We start from the raw sequence: 16005 nt of genomic DNA on the forward strand, positions 1-16005 counted from the left end.
TTGCGCGGCGCGGCATTCCCCAACCTCCCGACGCGGAAACGCGGTTCCGTGCACAATGACAGCGGCACACGCAGGCGCTGCGTGTGCGTGCACGATGAACCGGCGCGGCGCTCCATGCCGCGCTTCTTACGCTCGAAGCGACGATAACGATGAAGATGAAGACGACACCGAACCGCCTGGTGCTGATTGCCGCGCTGGCCGGCGCACTGTGCGGCCCTGTTCACGCGCAGACGGCCGCGACCGTCGCGACCGTCAACGGCACGCCGATCACGCAGGCCGACGTCGATACGCTGCTGCGTGCGTCCGGGCAACCCGACTCGCCGCAGGTCCGGCAGGCGATCAAGAACCAGCTGATCACGCGCGTGCTGGTGCAACAGGCCGCCGAAAAGGCGAACTACGGCGACAAGCCCGAGGTCAAGGCGGCGGTGCAGCAGGCGAAGGTGACGGCCGAGGTGCAGCTGTACCTGCGCGACAACGTGAAGCCCGAGCCGGTGACCGACGAGCAGGTGAAGGCGCGCTACGACGCACTCGTCGCGACGCTCGGCAAGAGCGAATACAAGCCGCGCGTGATCGTCGTCAAGGATCCGGTGACGGCCGCGACCGTGCTGAGCGAACTGAAAGCGGGCAAGTCGTTCGACGGGCTCGCGCGGCAGTACAGCATGGCGCCGAGCCGCGACAGCGGCGGCGAGCTGCCTTGGGTGAGCTTCAACACGCCGGCGGCGGAAGGCAAGACGGGCGGGTTGCCGCTGCCGGTCGCGCAGGCGCTCGAGAAACTGGCCGTCGGCGCGACGACCAAGGATTCGATTCCGGTCGACGGTGTGCGGGCGATCGTGAAGCTGGATGCGAAGCGGCCGACGCAGGTGCCGGGTTTCGAGGCCGCGAAGCCGGGACTTCAGCAGCAGCTGCAGGCGATCGCGGTCGAGAAGGCGAGCGCGCAGATGATCGGCGATCTGCTGAAGGACGCGAAGATCACGCAGTAATGCGGCGGCGATATCGCGCGCGTCATGCGCGCCAGATCAGATTCGCGCTCGTGGCGGTTTCCGACGCGAGCCGGAAGCCGAGCCGTTCGTAGAGCCTTCGCGCCGGGTTACCGTGCAGCACGCTCAGCGAGACCGGCACGTGCTCGCGTGCGGCGTCGGCCAGCAAGGCGCGCAGCACGGCCTCGCCGATGCCGCGGCCCTGGTGCGCGGGGAGGATCTGGATCTGGTGGACGTGCCACTCGACGGCGGTGCGCGTCACCTTCAGCAGGCCGATCGCGGCGGCACCTTCGCAGACGATCATCGCGTCTTCGAAGTGGGCGCGGATGCGCTGGTCGTGCGCTGCGTCGTCGGTCGGCGCGCCGACCCGCTGCAGGTGCTCGGTCATCGTCAGTCGACGGAGCGTCAGCAGGAAGGGGAGGTCGGCGGCGGAGGCAGGACGCAGATCGATCGCCGTTTTCATGATGGATGACGGATTGCGTTGGGCATTGGAGCGGCGACGCGGATCACAGGCCGGGCAACTGAATCTGCCGGCCGGCCGGACGATGTTCGAGGACATCCGTGACTTCGTATTCGGTTTTTGCCCCGTCCGAAGTTTGCCATTGCTGCATGCGGACATTGCAGACGAGCACGTCCCCCTTGCTGAAACTGATCTGGCTGTTGTTCACGCGCGACAGGAAGCCGGCATCCGTGATCGCCGCATGAATCGTCGACGTGCCGTCGTGCAGCCGCCATTTGTTGTCGTCCTTGAACGCGAGCGACACGATCGAGAACGCCATCTTGCGATGCTCGTCGAGCAGGAGCGCATCGGCTGGCTCGGGCGCGTGAAACCACGCAATTTCGTGGCGGGCGACCGTCTCGAACACTTGCGTATCGGTGCCGGCCGCGAACATCTCGATGCCTTCGTGCGCGAGCGGCGCAAGGACCTGCGCGGTTGCGTGGCGAACGCGGACGTCGCGCAACAGCGTGAGGACGGGCAGGTCGATCTCGAGTTCGTCGCCGTCGACCTGCAGCACCGCGCCGTGGTCCTGCACCCGCACGTGCCGGATCTCGCGTCCGCGCTGCCACTTGAGGACGGCGAAAAGCCCCTTGCTCGTCTTGGGCGCGGCGATGCCGAGCGCCGTCAGGATCGTGACCGCATTGGCGAGCGCCGTGCCTTCGTTGCCGCTCAGCATGTCGCGCATGCGGCCGAGCAACGAGGTCGCGAGCGTGAAGTCGATGCCGAAGCTGCCGGTCTTGAAGCTGCCGCGCACATTCACTTGCGGCCGAACCTGATCGCCGCACAGTGCACGCGTCGACGCGTCGAGCAAATCGCCGAATGCAAGCAGCGCGGGCGCGAGTTCGCGCACGTCCATCTCGGACGATTCGAGCGCGGGGCCGTCGTACGTGACGCGAAATCGGCTCATGGCATCAAAGGGGCCGAGATCGGCCGGGCCGGGACGGTTTCCATTGCATGTGGTCATGTCGAATGCGGGCTGGAAAGGGGGACGATACCCGAAACGAGTGCTTCCGGATGTCTTTCATGATGGGGGTGAACGACCTGCCATGCGCGAATTTGGCCATTCGGCCAGGGGGACACGCGGACGTGTCCCGACAGCATCCGGCCACCCGCGAACTTTTCCGATATCTTCCCGGTCACAACCGCCGGCTTGCGGGCACGCCGGCGCCGCCGGCCCCCGGTATTCCCCGGCCCGCGCCGTCCGCATATCATTCGCACATCGCGCACCTGCAGGCCGCAGGCGCGGCATACAGGGATTCTCGATGGACACCAAACGATCGCGGCCGGGGCTCGTCGCCGCGCTGCTCTGGGCGGCGCTGTATCTCGCGACCGGCTACATCTCGCACGAGTTCAACGGCCCCGTCCGGCTGACGGGCTATATCTGGCTGCCGGCCGGCGTGACGGTCGGCGCGTTCATGCTGCGCCCGGTGCGCGACTGGCTGACGCTGGCCGGCGCGTTCCTCGTCGGCCAGCTCGCGCTGACCGCGATCGAACACGGCAGCCTCGTCAACGCCGTGCTGTTCACGGTCGACGAGGTCGGCGCGGCCGCGCTGGCCGTCTGGCTCGTGCAGCGCGTGCGCTTCTCGCTCGAAGGGCTGTACTTCCTGCGCTCGGTGATCCTCGCCGGGCTGATCGCGGGCGTCGTCGGCGCGATCGGCGGCGCGGCGTGGTACACGACGGTCAAGGGCGCGTCGTTCTTCGACGTGTGGTCGGTGTGGGCCGCGTCCGATTTCGTCGGCGTGCTGCTGGTCACGCCGGTGCTCGCGTCGTGGTCGCGCTTTCGCGCGCACCGCTCCGGCGACCACGAGCGCTTCGACCTGATGCTCGGCATCGTCGCGTTCGCGCTGCTCGGGCTCGTCGCGCTCGCCATCTTCGACGGCGATACGTCGCGGAAATTCGGCACGGGCGCCGGCTTCGCGCTCACCTATGTCCCGCTGTTCCTGGCCGTGGCGGTCACGCTGCTGCTCGGCGGCCGCGCGGGCTCGTCGTCGGTGCTGGTGCTCGCGCTGATCGTGATCGAGCAGACCGCGCAGGGCGACGGCCCGTTCTCGTCGTTCCACGAACACTACGGCAGCGCGCTGCTCGAAGCGCAGCTTTATCTCGCGGTTGCATCGCTGCTGGTGCTGGCGGTCAGCACGCTGAAGACGACCCGCGAACGCGTGCACGAGCATGCGGCGGTGCTGCAGAACAACATGGAGCTCGCGCTCGCGAGCGCCGGCCAGATCGCGTACGTGCTCGATCCGGAGTCGGGCCGGATCGACTGGAGCGGCGACGTCGAGCGCGTGTTCGGCGTCGGCGTCGACGCGTCGCAGATCGCGAGCGTGCCGCTCGTGCTCGAACGCGTGCAGCCGGGCGACCGCGAAGCACTGAGCGACTACTGGAACGCGGAGATCGCGGGCGAGGACCGCGCGTCGCTGTCGCTGCGCATCGTGCTGCGCGACGGCGGCACGCGGACGGTCACCGACCACGGCGCGCCGCTGCTCGATTCGAACGTCGACGTGACGGTGGTCGCGGGCGTCTGGCAGATCGAGCGCGTGTGGCCGGCGGACGAATGAGCGGGCACGCGTCATGACAGGGCGTACGGGCGTCCTGCTGATCCATGGGCTCGGCGGCACGCAATACGATCTCGGTTCGCTGCACAAGGCGATGCGGCGCGCGGGCGCCGACCCGCACATGATCACGCTGCCGGGGCACGGCACGCGCCCCGAGGATCTGGTCGGCGTGCGCGCGGAGGCGTGGCTCGACGCGGTGACCGAACAGTATCGTGCGCTGGAACGCGAGTACGACACGCTGCATGTCGCGGGGATGTGCATGGGCGCGCTGGTCGCGCTGCTGCTGTGCCACCGCGTGCAGCATGCGCGCGGCCGGCTCGCATTGCTGGCCGCACCGGTATTCATCGACGGCTGGTCGACGCCGTGGTATCGGTCGCTGCGGCACGTGCTGTATCGCGTGCCGGGGGTGGCGGAACGGATGCGCGTCGAGGAAGGCGATCCGTTCGGCATCAAGAACGCGACGATCCGCGCGATCGTGAAGAAGAAGTTCGAGCGGCAGGACGGTTTCCACTATGCGTGGGTGCCGCTCGCGTGCGTGCGGCAGGTCGACCGGATGCGCGACTGGGTGCGCGAGGCCGCGCCAGGCACGCCGTGCCCGACACTCGTGCTGCATGCGCGCGAGGACGAACTGACGAGCCTGCGCTCGGCCGATTTCCTGCTGGAGAAGATGCCCGACGCGCGCGGGATCGTGCTGGAAAACAGCTATCACATGATCTGCGCGGACAACGATCGCGACGACGTCGCGCGGCACGTGCTCGAATTCTTAGGCTTCGATCCCGTGCATGCGGTGAGCCCGGCGATGGCGCGCAGGCTGGGGCGGCTGGAATCCTGATACCTGCTCACGCCGCTTCCGGCCGGCGGGCGAGCCGCTCGCGGACCGCCGGCGACGCCAGGCATGTCGCCACCGCCTCGTAACCGGGCGCGCCCGGGTAAGGCGCCACCCGTGAAGGCGGGCTGTGATTGGCCGGGCACAACAGGATGGTTTCGTCGGGGCCGACGGCCGCCAGGTCGAGGATCGCCGACGAGCGCGTGAGCAGGAACAGCGGCCGCCTGCCGGCGGCGGCGGCGCGTTCACGCAGATGGGCCATCAAGGCCAGTTGCGTGGAACGGTCGAGATCCTGTTCGATCATGTCGACGACCAGCGTGCGCGGGCCTTCCGCTTCGAGGTTGACGAGCAGCGCGGTCAGCGCTGCCGACGGCGTGGCGCCCCTGTCGGCAAGCGAGGTCAGCGCGCGGTCGACGCACGACTTCAGCGCTGGATCGGCGCGCACTGCCGCGCATGCCGCCGCACAGTCGTTTTCCAGCCGATCGAGCCCCACGAACACCGCACCGGGCAGCGCATCGGCCAGCCGAAGCGCGAGCCGCGTCTTGCCGCTTCCCAGCGAGCCGATGATGTAGTTCAGCGGCCGGATATCGCGACACTCGAACCACTCGCCGCCCCACGGCCACGGCAGGCTGAACGCGACGCCGGTACCCGAATCGTCGAGCAGCCGCGTCAGCTCGCCGCCGGCAGGCATCCGGCCGCGCGCGAGGCCGGCGCGGATCGCGCGCACGCGGTCCATCTTGCGCACCAGATCCTGAACGCCGCGATCGAGCGCGGCTTCGTGTGCCGCGAGTGCGGCATCGAGGCTGCGCGCATCGCCGTCGAGCACGTTCGCCACCTGCGCGAGGCTGAGGCCGAGCTTGCGCAGTGCCGCGATGTCGGCGGCGCGGGCGAGGTCGTCCGGGCCGTACGCGCGGTATCCGGCCGGCGTGCGCTCCGGCATGACGAGGCCATGCTGCTCATACAGCCGCAGCGCCTTGGTCGAAACACCAAGCTGCGCGGCGGCCGCGGATGCGTTCAAACGGGGCGTGGACCTACCCATCCGTCACCTCTTTGCGGTCGATTGGTTGCGTCCAGCATAAAGGCGACCCCAAGGGCCGGGTCAAGTGCGATGGCGCGGCCGCTCAGTCGGCGGCCGCGAATTCCTCCCGCAACGCCCGATACAACCGCCGATACCGCGCGAGCCGCCCCGCCAGCCGATCGACCGACGCCGAATCGGGCGCGACCGTCTCCGTCACCGGCGGCGCGACGCAGACTGCCTCGAGCGGGTCGCCCGTCGCCGCCAGTCGCGCCAGACGCGCGGCGCCGAGTGCCGCGCCGACGGCACCGTCCGCATGACGCTGCATCGCGAGCCCGGTCGCATTCGCGCACAGCCGCGCCCAGAACGCGCTCTTCGAGCCGCCGCCGATGAACGACACCGTGTCGAGCGTCGTGCCGGCCGCACGCAGTGCGTCGTAGCCGTCGGCCATCGCGAACGCGACACCTTCCATCACCGCATAGGCGAGGTCGTCCGCGTCGTGCTCGTTGGACAACCCGAAGAACACGCCGCGCGCATGCGCGTCGTTGTGCGGCGTGCGCTCGCCGCCGAGATACGGCAGGAACAGCGGCGCACGCGCCGGATCGGCGTGCTCGGCGCGCGCGGCCAGCGCGCCGGCGGTCGTGCCGTGCGCGCGCGCGAGCCAGTCGAGGCTCGCGGCGGCCGACAGGATCACGCTCATCTGGTGCCACCGTCCTTCGATGCAGTGGCAGAACGCGTGCACCGCCGCATCCGGGTTCGGCGCGAAGCGGTCGTTGCCGGCGAACAGCACGCCGGACGTGCCGAGCGACAGGAAGCCGCTGCCGGCGCCCGTGACGCCCATGCCGATCGCCGACGCCGCGTTGTCGCCGGCCCCGCCGGCGATCGTCACGGGCCCCGCGATGCCCCATTCGCGCCGCAGCGCATCGCGCAGTTGCGCGGCCGGCGCATTGCCTTCGACGAGGCGCGGCATCTGCGCGCGCGACAGCTCGGTCGCGGCGAGCATCCGGTCGGACCAGTCGCGGCGCGCGCAGTCGAGCCACAGCGTGCCCGACGCATCGGACAGGTCGGACACGAATTCGCCGGACAGGCGCCAGATCAGGTAATCCTTCGGCAGCAGCACCTTGTGCACCGCGCGGAACACGGCCGGCTCGTACTTCGCGAGCCACAGCAGCTTCGGCGCGGTGAAGCCCGGCATCGCCATGTTGCCGGTGATCGCGCGCGACTCCGGCACCAGCGCCTCGAGTTCGACGCATTCGGTGTCGGCGCGCGTGTCGTTCCACAGGATCGCGGGCCGCAGCACTTGGTCCGCGCGATCGATCAGCGTCGCGCCGTGCATCTGCCCGGACAGCGCGATGCCGCGCAGCGCGGCGAAGCCGGCCGGATGCGCGGCGCGCACCGACGCGATCGCATCGAGCATCGCGTGCCACCACGCCTGCGGGCTCTGTTCGGACCAGTGCGGATGCGGGCGGCTGATCGACAGCGTGGCCGAGCCGGTCGCGAGGGGCACCGAGCCGGAATCGGTGAGGAGAACCTTGACCTCGGACGTGCCGAGATCGATGCCGAGAAATGTCACGTATGAAGCGTCCTGTCTGGGGCGCGCGGCGGCGCGCGTCGCGGGAGCGGCGCGTCGTCGTCGCGGCCGTGCGGTTCGTTGAGGCGATGCAGCGCGCGGAACTTCGACGGCGGCACCTGTTTCATCGCGAGAAACTGACGGTTGAAGTTCGACAGGTTGTTGAAGCCGACCCGGTAGCAGATGTCGGTCACCGTCAGGTCGGAAAACATCAGCAGCTCGCACGCCTCGTTGATGCGCAGCCGGTTCAGGTAGCGCACGAACGACGAGCCGGTATGGCGGTGGAAGAACCGCGTGAAGGTGCTGACGCTCATGCCGGCGAACGCGGCGACGTCGGTCTCGCGCAGCACGCCGGGCAGGTTCTGCTGCAGGTACGACAGCACCTGGTTGATGGTCGACGACATGTAGTGCTGCGCGTCGCTGCGGTAGCCGGGGCCCGCGAGCACGCGCCGCTCGCGGCACGACGACAGCCGGTCGAACAGCGACATCAGGATCTCGACGCGCCGGCAGCCGTGCGCGTTCGCGAGCTCGAGCATCAGCGGCGCGACCTCGATGCCGATGCGGTCGGGAAACTGCACGCCGCGCGCCGCGTCGTCGATCAGGTCGATCACCGGCTGCAGCTCGCTGAACGCGCCGACCATCTTCTCGATCGCATCGCGCGAGAACTGCAGCACGACGTCGCGCGACGGCACACGCTCGCCGTCGGGGAGTTCGCTGACCCAGTTGTGCGGCAGGTTCGGCCCGGTGACGATCAGGTTGCCGGGGCCGAAATCGCCGATATGGTCGCCGACGAACACCTTGCCGTGCGACGCCTGGATCAGATGAATCTCGTATTCGGGATGAAAGTGCCACTTCGCGACCGAATGCGGATAGTCGTGGACCCACGCGCGGAACGATTCGTCGCGGTGGGTGGGAACGATCTCGAGATCCGGGTTCATCGTGTGCTCCGTCGGGCGTGCCGGCGTGCTACGAGCGGGACATCGACCAGCCCGTCGCGGCAGGCGGCGTGGCGCGCGTCGCGGCCGCCGGCGGGGCCGCGTGCGCGATCGGGTTCGCGTCGGGCAGCGTGACGTTGCGCTCGGTGCCGGCGTCGAACAGGTGCAGGGCTGCTTCGTCGAAGCGCAACGCTACCACGGCGCCCGGGGCCGGTGCCATCGGGGCCGGCACGAGGGCCGCGCACGGCTGGCCGTGCCAGTCGAGCGTGACGAGCGCCTCGGCGCCGAGCAGTTCGACGAGTTCCACGGTGCCGGTCAGCGCGAGCGTGCCGGGGGTCGAATCGCTTTCGGCGACGAGCCGCAGGTGATTCGGGCGGACCGCCGCCTTGACCTGCTGGCCGTCCTGCAGCCGCGCGAAGCGCGACGACGCGAGCGGCCAGCGCGTGCCGTTGCAGTCGAGCACCACGGTCGCGCCGTGGCGCCCGATCGTGCCGTCCGCGAAGTTCATCGCGGGCGTGCCGACGAACCCGGCGGCGAACACGGTATGCGGCTGACCGTACAGCTCGGCCGGCGTACCGATCTGCTCGATGCGACCGCCGCGCATCAGCACGACGCGGTCCGCGAGCGTCATTGCCTCGAGCTGGTCGTGCGTGACGTACAGCGTCGTCGTCTTCAGCCGCCGGTGCAGCCGCTTGATGTCGCCGCGCAACTGCGTGCGCAGCTTCGCGTCGAGGTTCGACAGCGGCTCGTCGAACAGGAACACGGCCGGCGTCTTGATCATCGCGCGCGCGATCGCCGCGCGCTGCTGCTGGCCGCCCGACATCGCGCGCGGGCGGCGCTCGAGCAGCGCGTCGAGGCTCAGGATGCGCGCGACGTCGCGCACGCGGCGGTCGATCTCGTCGGCCGGCACCTTCAGGCGCCGCAGGCCGAACGCGATGTTGTCGTACACCGTCATGTGCGGGTACAGCGCGCAGTTCTGGAACACCATCGCGACATTGCGCTCGCGCGACGGCAGGTCGTTCACGACCGCATCGCCGATCACGAGTTCGCCGCCGGTGACCGCCTCGAGGCCCGCGATCATCCGCAGCATCGTCGACTTGCCGCAGCCGGACGGGCCCAGCAATACGATGAATTCGCCGTCGGCGATCTCGAGGTCGAGCGGATGCAGCACGGCGGGGCCGCCGTCGTAGTGCTTCGACAAAGCCTTGCAGGTGATCTGGGCCATGGCTCAATCCATTTCGATCTGAATCTTGACGTCGCGCGGCTGGCCGCTCGCCGCTTCCTCGAACGCGCGCACGCCTTCGGAAAACGGGAACGTGCGCGAGATGAACGGCTTTACGTCGATCGCGCCGGACGCGATCAGCGCCAGTGCGCGCGGGAAGATGTTCGCGTAGCGGAAGACCGATTCGATGCGGCCTTCCTTCGCCTGCAGCGCGACCACGTCGAGCGGCACGGGGGCGACCGGCATGCCGATCAGCACCGCGCAGCCGCCCGGGCACATCAGGTCGACGAGGCCCGCATAGGCGTTCGCGCTGCCGCTTGCCTCGAACACGACGTCCGCGCCCCAGCCGCCGGAGGCTTCCGCTACGGCGTCGGCAAGCGGTCGCGTGCGCACGTCGACGGTCGTGACGGCCGGGTTGCCGGCGAACAGCGCGAGCTTCTCGGGTACGACGTCGGCGAGGATCACGCGCGCGGCGCCGCCCGCGAGCGCGGCGAGCGCCGTCATCGCGCCGATCGTGCCGGCGCCGATCACGACCGCGAGGTCGCCCGGCTTCATCGCCGCCTTCTTCGCGGCCTGCAGGCCGATCGACAGCGGCTCGACGATCGCGCCTTCGGCAAACGACACGTTGTCGGGCAGCCGGTACGTGAACGCGGCCGGGTGCACGACGAACGGCGTCAGGCAGCCGTGGACGGGCGGCGTCGCCCAGAAGCGCACGTCGGGATCGAGGTTGTAGAACCCGCGCAGCGTCGCGGGCGAATCGAGGCGCGGCACGCCGGGCTCCATGCACACGCGGTCGCCGACGCGCAGGTGCGTGACGGCGGCGCCGGTCTCGACGACGGTGCCGGACGCCTCGTGGCCGAGCACCATCGGCGCGTCGACGCGAAACGGGCCGATGCCGCCGTGAACGTAGTAATGCACGTCGCTGCCGCAGACGCCGACCGTATGCACCTTGATCCGGACATCGCCGGGGCCGACCTGTTGCGGCAGGTCGATGTCGCGCAGCGCGAGCTCGCGCGTGCGTTCGAGTACGAGCGCTTTCAACGTTTCCTCCTTATTTTCCCTTGACCATCGAATTGAGCAGGCGGCTCAGCATGCCGACGAACACGAGCGGCGGCAGCGCGAGCAGCACCGTCGACGCATTGATCACGCCCCACGGCACTTCCTGGCCGAGCGACGTGAACGCGGACGCGACCACCGGCAGCGTCGCGCTGCGCGACGACGTCAGCGCGAGCGCGATCATCAGTTCGTTCCAGACCAGCACGAAGCTGAACACGATGCCGCCGAGCAGCGTGCTCGCGCACACCGGCAGCGCGATATGCCAGAACACCGCGTACGGGCCGTAGCCGTCGAGCGCGGCGGCTTCCTCGATCTCGCGCGGCAGCCGGCGGAACACCGGAATCGACAGCCACGTGATGGTCGACAGCGTGACCAGCAGGTACGTGACGATCATCGACAGCTTCGTGTCGTACAGCCCGAGATCGACCCAGATCGCGATCAGCGGCAGCGCGACCGCGACCGGCGGCAAAAAGCGCAGCGACAGCAGGAAGAACTGGATGTCGCGCTTGCCGCGCACCGGGTAGCGCGCGATCGCATACGCGGCCGGCACGCCGAGCACCGCGCCGATCAGCACGGCCGCGCCGACGATCGCGATGCTGTTGCCGAGCCCGATCAACACTTCGGGGCTCGACAGCACCTGCTCGTAGTTCGCGAGCGTCGGCGTGAAGATGAAGCGCGGCGTCGGCGTGACGATGTCGAGCAGGTGCTTGAGCGAATTGAGCACGGCCCAGAACAGCGGAAACGCGGCGACGAGCAGGATCGCGCCGGCGATCGCGACGGTGGAAACGGCGGCGGGGCCGCGGCGAGCCATTCGGCGAGCCATCAGTCGTCCCATTTGTTGACCCTCTTCCAGATGAGCGTGAAGACGAGCGTGGTCGCGACCATCATCAGCACGGCCATGCCCGACGCATACGACACCTTGCCGGCGAGGCCGATGCCCTGCTGGTACGCGTAGAGATCGAGCGTCTCGGTCGCGATGCCGGGGCCGCCCTTGGTCATCACGTAGATCAGGTCGAACGAACGCAGCGACTCGACCATCTTGATGAACACGAGGCTCACGAGCGGCGCCTTCAGCATCGGCAGCGCGATGTACGCATGCACCTGCCACGTCGTCGCGTAGTCGAGCCGCGCGGCTTCGAGCGGCTCGGGCGGCAGCGTCTCCAGCAGCTTCAGGATCACGACCGCGAAGAACAGCCCCCATTGCCATACGTCGACGAGCGCGACCGCGTACAGCGCGAGATGCGGATCGGCGAGGAACGCGGTGTTCTCGATGCCGAGCGTACCGAGCAGCCAGCTCAGGATGCCGGTGAGCGGCGCGTACATGAACTTCCAGATGAACGCGGCCGACACGCGCGGCAGCAGCACCGGCATGATCAGCACCAGCGACGCAAGACGGCGCCAGCGGCCGTGCACGCGCTCGAACAGGAACACGGCGAGCGCGATTCCGACCAGCACCGCGCCGGCGACCGTGACGACTTCCCACAGCACCGACACCTCGATCGCGTTCAGGAAGCGGCGGTCCGACGCGAGCCGGACGAAATTGCGCAGGCCGACGTATTCGCTGTCCGGGTAGCGCAGCACGCGGTTGCGCAGCGCGAGGTTGATCGCGGCGACGGTCGGGACGAGGCTCAGGACCGCGAGCAGCGCGAGCGTCGGCGCGAGGAATACCCACGGCAGGCTCGTGCGGTCGCGGCGCGCGCGGCCGTGCCGGGCCGCAGGAGGGGAAGGGGCAGGGCGGACGTCGAGCGCGCGCCCGCCCGCGCCGTCATTTGCGAGCGCCATGTTCGAGCGCATCCTTCGCGTACTGGGCCGCGTCGTCGAGCGTGCCGCGGATATCCGTCTGCGTGCCGGTGAACACCTGTTCGAGCGCGATGCCGAGGTTGTCGCCGATGTCCGGCCACTGCGGCGTGCGCCAGATCGTCACCTGCGTGACGGGGTTGGTGTCGTTCAGTCCGGCCTGGATCTGCGGCGCGACGTGCTGCTTGAAGTACGGGCTGCCGATCGTGCTCGAGCGGTTGTAGTCGCTGAACACGCCGTTGCGCAGCCGCGCCTGTTCCTGGTCCTTGCTGGTCGCCCACGCGATGAAGCGGCCGGCGGCCATCCGCGTGCAGTCGTCCTTCGCGCCGACCGCCGAGATCGCGAAGCCGTGGCCGTACGCGGCCGACGGCAGCGGCGCGGGCGGGCGCGTGTAGCCGACCTTGCCGGCCACGCTCGACTTGCTCGCATCCTCCATCCAGTCGGCGAACGGCGTCGATTCGATCATGAACGCGACCTTGCCCGAGCGGAACGCTTCGAGCGCGTTGCTCCAGTCGTAGGTCGCGGCGCCCGGCGGCGCGTACTTGAACAGGTCGCTGTAGAGCTGCGTGGCCTTCACGGCGGCCGGCGAGTTGAACGCGGGCTGGCCGCCCTTGTCGGTCCATGCGCCGCCCATCCCGAGCATGAACGGCGACCAGCGCCACACGTTCATCCCCGAGCCGCGCTGGCCGCGCGCGACCCAGCCGTACAGCTTCGGCGGCGCGTTGAGCTTCTTGATCGCGGCGACGAGCTGGTCGAGCGTCTTCGGCACCGGGATGTGCGCGGCGTCGAGCAGGTCGCGGCGGTAGAACAGGAAGTCGCCGCCGCCGATCAGCGGCGCGAAGTACGCGACGCCGTTGTAGCTCGCGACCGCGCGGCGGCCGGGCAGGAAATCGTCGTAGTCGTATTCCTTCGGGTAGTACTTGAGGAGCGGCACGATCCAGTTGGCCGACGCGAATTCGGCGACGTTTGCCTCGTCGACGTAGTAGATCTGGTAGGAACCCGCGCCGGTCGACGCGTCGAGCCGCGATTTCGCGCGACGGTCGTTCTCGCCGAAATAGCTGATCTCGACCCTGGTGCCGCTCTTCTTCTCGTAGTCGGCCAGCGACTTCTCCATCACCGACAGGCCGAGGCTCTTCTGCGCGAGCACCCGAAGGGTCGGCACCTTGCAGGCTTGCGCGGCCGCGACGCCCGGCAGACAGGCGCCGAGCAGCAGGCCGGCTGCGACGATTCGCATCTTGTTCACCCGTGTCTCCTTGATTCTGCTTGTTCGAATGCCGTCGATGACGGCAGGAACAATGGTGTGACGCGGGCGATGCGATCACCACATCAAAAGAGTTTGGAAACCGATACTTTTTGCTCAGGGTCGGTCGTGCGATGCACAAAATGTGGTGGTCGGGCGGGAAGCGGGCCGGAGCCGGGCCGGTGCCGGTGTACGTGTCCGGCGCGGTGCGCAAGCTCGCGATCGCCCGGATCGAGGAACTGGAGGCGCTGCGTCACGCCACGGTCGGCACGCAGCTGAAATTCGATCGCGCCGGCGCCGTGCGCGCGGTGGTCGTGCAGGGCGCCGGCGGGAGAGGAACGGTGTCCGTGACGGAATACACGGTGCTCGGCTTCGGCCCGCCGCTCGAACAGGTTGGACGCGAGCGGTGCGCATGAGCGCGTAACGGCGCCGCGTTACGCCGGGAAGCGCTCGAGGTCGGATGCCGGCACGAGGTTGTCGGGCCACTGCAGCTCGAAGCGCGTGCCGCCCGCGCCGGTCGGCACGCAGATGGCCTCGCCGCGGTGCGCATGCGCGATCGCCGCGACGACGGCGAGCCCGAGGCCGGTGCCGCCGGGTTGCGTATCGTCGATCCGGCGGAATGCCTGGAACACATGGGGCGCGAAATCGGCCGGGATGCCGGGGCCGTCGTCCTCGACGCTCAGCCGGCACATGCCGTGCTCGACGCGCGTCCGGATCCGGATCGCGCCGGGCACTGCATGGCGGCGCGCGTTCTCCAGCAGCGCCAGCAACGCCTGGCGGATGCGGACCGGGTCGCAGCACATGCGCCGCGTATCGAGATCGAGCTCCGGATGCTGGCCGGCGGCCTGCAGCGTGGGCGCGAACACGTCGACCACGGCGCGCACGTCGGCGGCGAGGTCGGTGTCGCGGATCTCGATGCTCAGGTGGCCGCTGTCGGCGAGGCTGACCACGCGCAGATCCTCGATCAGCCGCGTCAACCCCTCGACCTGCGCGAGCAGGCTGCGGTACAGCGCTTCGTTCGGCGTGAACACGCCTTCGGCGAGCCCCTGCAGCCGGCCGCGCAGCACGGTTACGGGCGTGCGCAGCTCGTGCGCGATCGCCGCATTCCAGAAGGTCTGCTCCTCGGTCACGCGCTGCAGCTCGCTCGCGAGCGCGTTGAAGTTGTCGGCGAGCAGCGCGGCTTCGCGCAGCGAACGGTCGCCGGCGACGGCGCGCGCGCGGAGGTCGCCGCGCGCGACGCGGCGGATGCCGTCCGTCACCGAGTTCAGCGGCACGAGGATGCGGCGCGACAGGTTGATCGCGACGACGACCGAGATCAGCAGGCCGACCAGCGTGGTCGAGACGATCCACACCCACTCCGGTCCGCTCGGGAGCCAGCTCTGCGGCTTGAAGTACTCGGGCGAGTACTGGTACAGCAGGTAGTAGAACGCGTAGGCCGTCACGACGATCAGCACCGTGATGCCGAACGCGATCGCGCCCATCGTCAGCGCGATCTGGCGGCTCAGGCCATCGAGTTTCACTCGCCGCTCCACAGTTTGTAGCCGACGCCGCGCACGCTGGCGGGCACGCCTTGTACGCCGAGGTCGTCCAGTTTCTTGCGCAGCTTGCTGACGTGGCTGTCGACCGTACGTTCCAGCGCATCGCCTTCCGGCAGGCAGGTGGCCATCAGCTCGGCGCGGCTGAACACGCGGCGCGGCGCGCGCGCGAGTTGCGCGAGCAGCTTGAATTCGGTGAGCGTCAGCACGAGCGTGTGGCGTGTGCCGCCGACCTCGACCGTCGCTTCGTGATGTTCGAGATCGATCTCGAACGGCGCGGCGCGCAGCACGCGCTGTTCTTCCTGGCGCGAGCCGGCCATCGACCGGCGCAGCACGGCCTGCGCGCGCGCGACGACTTCGGCCGGGTTGAACGGCTTGACCACGTAGTCGTCGGCGCCGATGCGCAGCCCGGTCAGCTTGTCGATGTCCTGGTCGAGCGCGGTCAGCATGATGACCGGCGTGTCGCCGCGATGGCGGATCTCGGCGAGCACCTTCCAGCCGTCGACGTGCGGCATCTGCACGTCGAGCAGCACGAGGTCCGGCTTCAGCGACAGGTGAAGTTCGAGCGCGCGGCGGCCGTCGGCGGCGTGCACGGTGCGCAGACCGTTGCGCGCGAAGTAGGCGGTCAGGATCTCGGCGATCTCGGGCTCGTCCTCGGCGATGAGGACGAGCGCTTGCGCGCCCTGGCCGGCGCCGGGAGACGAGGAAAATTCGGGCATGGCCACTCGTTCAGATCTATCGGGGTTCCATCGAGTCGCCATCCTACCGCACGGTCCGGTCG

General features: G+C 69.2%; 15 protein-coding genes and 1 pseudogene. 4 read left to right on the top strand and 12 right to left on the bottom strand.

What is annotated here, in order from left to right; translation table 11 throughout:
* Positions 1-149 precede the first annotated feature (149 nt).
* A complete protein-coding gene (locus HWX00_RS06605) occupies positions 150-980 on the top strand; it encodes a peptidylprolyl isomerase (RefSeq protein ID WP_049028225.1) in 831 nt (276 codons plus the stop codon).
* 22 nt (positions 981-1002) lie between these two features.
* On the opposite strand, the gene HWX00_RS06610 is transcribed toward HWX00_RS06605, so the two are convergent.
* Both HWX00_RS06610 and HWX00_RS06615 read right to left on the bottom strand, forming a co-directional pair.
* The gene (locus HWX00_RS06610) at positions 1003-1440 is read right to left on the bottom strand and encodes a GNAT family N-acetyltransferase (protein WP_059556374.1); all 438 of its coding nucleotides are present in this window, start codon (positions 1438-1440) and stop codon (positions 1003-1005) included.
* 43 nt (positions 1441-1483) lie between these two features.
* The gene (locus tag HWX00_RS06615; protein ID WP_124670718.1) at positions 1484-2440 is read right to left on the bottom strand and encodes an LAPAL motif-containing putative phage structural protein; all 957 of its coding nucleotides are present in this window, start codon (positions 2438-2440) and stop codon (positions 1484-1486) included.
* Positions 2441-2738: 298 nt separating this feature from the next.
* Between HWX00_RS06615 and HWX00_RS06620 the strand changes: the two genes are divergently transcribed.
* Both HWX00_RS06620 and HWX00_RS06625 read left to right on the top strand, forming a co-directional pair.
* Positions 2739-4031 (top strand): MASE1 domain-containing protein, encoded by a 1293-nt coding sequence (locus HWX00_RS06620; protein WP_124670717.1) that lies wholly within the window; start codon positions 2739-2741, stop codon positions 4029-4031.
* 13 nt (positions 4032-4044) lie between these two features.
* Positions 4045-4860, top strand: a complete 816-nt coding sequence (locus HWX00_RS06625) for an alpha/beta hydrolase (RefSeq protein WP_175027226.1) — start codon at positions 4045-4047, stop codon at positions 4858-4860.
* A gap of 7 nt (positions 4861-4867) precedes the next feature.
* Here the strand turns inward: HWX00_RS06625 and HWX00_RS06630 are convergent, their stop codons facing one another.
* From HWX00_RS06630 to HWX00_RS06665, 8 genes are all read right to left on the bottom strand, one after another.
* Positions 4868-5893, bottom strand: coding sequence for a MerR family transcriptional regulator (locus tag HWX00_RS06630; RefSeq protein ID WP_175027227.1), 1026 nt, complete (start codon positions 5891-5893; stop codon positions 4868-4870).
* Between the two features lie 82 nt (positions 5894-5975).
* Positions 5976-7442 (bottom strand): xylulokinase, encoded by a 1467-nt coding sequence (gene xylB / locus HWX00_RS06635; RefSeq protein ID WP_175027228.1) that lies wholly within the window; start codon positions 7440-7442, stop codon positions 5976-5978.
* Entirely contained in the window at positions 7439-8377 is a 939-nt protein-coding gene (locus tag HWX00_RS06640) for an AraC family transcriptional regulator (RefSeq protein ID WP_175027229.1), read from the bottom strand. Before HWX00_RS06640 ends, xylB begins: the two co-directional genes overlap by 4 nt.
* A gap of 28 nt (positions 8378-8405) precedes the next feature.
* A complete protein-coding gene (locus HWX00_RS06645) occupies positions 8406-9599 on the bottom strand; it encodes an ABC transporter ATP-binding protein (protein WP_175027230.1) in 1194 nt (397 codons plus the stop codon).
* A gap of 3 nt (positions 9600-9602) precedes the next feature.
* Positions 9603-10637 carry an NAD(P)-dependent alcohol dehydrogenase gene (locus HWX00_RS06650; RefSeq protein ID WP_175027231.1) on the bottom strand — a complete coding sequence of 345 codons (1035 nt, stop codon included), beginning with the start codon at positions 10635-10637 and terminating at the stop codon, positions 9603-9605.
* Positions 10638-10647: 10 nt separating this feature from the next.
* Positions 10648-11487 carry a carbohydrate ABC transporter permease gene (locus HWX00_RS06655; RefSeq protein ID WP_034189710.1) on the bottom strand — a complete coding sequence of 280 codons (840 nt, stop codon included), beginning with the start codon at positions 11485-11487 and terminating at the stop codon, positions 10648-10650.
* Positions 11475-12434, bottom strand: a complete 960-nt coding sequence (locus tag HWX00_RS06660; protein ID WP_226103857.1) for a carbohydrate ABC transporter permease — start codon at positions 12432-12434, stop codon at positions 11475-11477. The genes HWX00_RS06655 and HWX00_RS06660 overlap by 13 nt, the downstream gene beginning before the upstream one ends.
* Entirely contained in the window at positions 12418-13683 is a 1266-nt protein-coding gene (locus HWX00_RS06665) for an ABC transporter substrate-binding protein (protein ID WP_233633322.1), read from the bottom strand. Before HWX00_RS06665 ends, HWX00_RS06660 begins: the two co-directional genes overlap by 17 nt.
* A gap of 188 nt (positions 13684-13871) precedes the next feature.
* Between HWX00_RS06665 and HWX00_RS06670 the strand changes: the two are divergent.
* Positions 13872-14105, top strand: a pseudogene (locus HWX00_RS06670) (hypothetical protein); the annotation flags it as partial.
* Positions 14106-14123: 18 nt separating this feature from the next.
* Here HWX00_RS06670 and HWX00_RS06675 read toward each other — a convergent pair.
* Together HWX00_RS06675 and HWX00_RS06680 are read right to left on the bottom strand one after the other, a co-directional pair.
* Complete coding sequence (locus HWX00_RS06675; RefSeq protein WP_069705932.1) at positions 14124-15209, bottom strand: ATP-binding protein; 1086 nt, start codon at positions 15207-15209, stop codon at positions 14124-14126.
* Positions 15206-15943, bottom strand: coding sequence for a response regulator (locus tag HWX00_RS06680; RefSeq protein WP_034189707.1), 738 nt, complete (start codon positions 15941-15943; stop codon positions 15206-15208). Before HWX00_RS06680 ends, HWX00_RS06675 begins: the two co-directional genes overlap by 4 nt.
* Positions 15944-16005 lie beyond the last annotated feature (62 nt).

Origin of the sequence: Burkholderia seminalis DSM 23518, assembly GCF_902832885.1 — a bacterium.
GTDB classification, from domain to species: domain Bacteria; phylum Pseudomonadota; class Gammaproteobacteria; order Burkholderiales; family Burkholderiaceae; genus Burkholderia; species Burkholderia seminalis.

Coding starts and splice junctions, on each gene's coding strand:
- HWX00_RS06665 (WP_233633322.1), bottom strand. CDS start 13,683: ATGCGAATCGTCGCAGCCGGCCTGCTGCTCGGCGCCTGTCTGCCGGGC.
- HWX00_RS06620 (WP_124670717.1), top strand. CDS start 2,739: ATGGACACCAAACGATCGCGGCCGGGGCTCGTCGCCGCGCTGCTCTGG.
- HWX00_RS06680 (WP_034189707.1), bottom strand. CDS start 15,943: ATGCCCGAATTTTCCTCGTCTCCCGGCGCCGGCCAGGGCGCGCAAGCG.
- HWX00_RS06660 (WP_226103857.1), bottom strand. CDS start 12,434: ATGGCGCTCGCAAATGACGGCGCGGGCGGGCGCGCGCTCGACGTCCGC.
- HWX00_RS06640 (WP_175027229.1), bottom strand. CDS start 8,377: ATGAACCCGGATCTCGAGATCGTTCCCACCCACCGCGACGAATCGTTC.
- HWX00_RS06655 (WP_034189710.1), bottom strand. CDS start 11,487: ATGGGACGACTGATGGCTCGCCGAATGGCTCGCCGCGGCCCCGCCGCC.
- HWX00_RS06605 (WP_049028225.1), top strand. CDS start 150: ATGAAGATGAAGACGACACCGAACCGCCTGGTGCTGATTGCCGCGCTG.
- HWX00_RS06645 (WP_175027230.1), bottom strand. CDS start 9,599: ATGGCCCAGATCACCTGCAAGGCTTTGTCGAAGCACTACGACGGCGGC.
- HWX00_RS06615 (WP_124670718.1), bottom strand. CDS start 2,440: ATGACCACATGCAATGGAAACCGTCCCGGCCCGGCCGATCTCGGCCCC.
- HWX00_RS06610 (WP_059556374.1), bottom strand. CDS start 1,440: ATGAAAACGGCGATCGATCTGCGTCCTGCCTCCGCCGCCGACCTCCCC.
- HWX00_RS06625 (WP_175027226.1), top strand. CDS start 4,045: ATGACAGGGCGTACGGGCGTCCTGCTGATCCATGGGCTCGGCGGCACG.
- HWX00_RS06630 (WP_175027227.1), bottom strand. CDS start 5,893: ATGGGTAGGTCCACGCCCCGTTTGAACGCATCCGCGGCCGCCGCGCAG.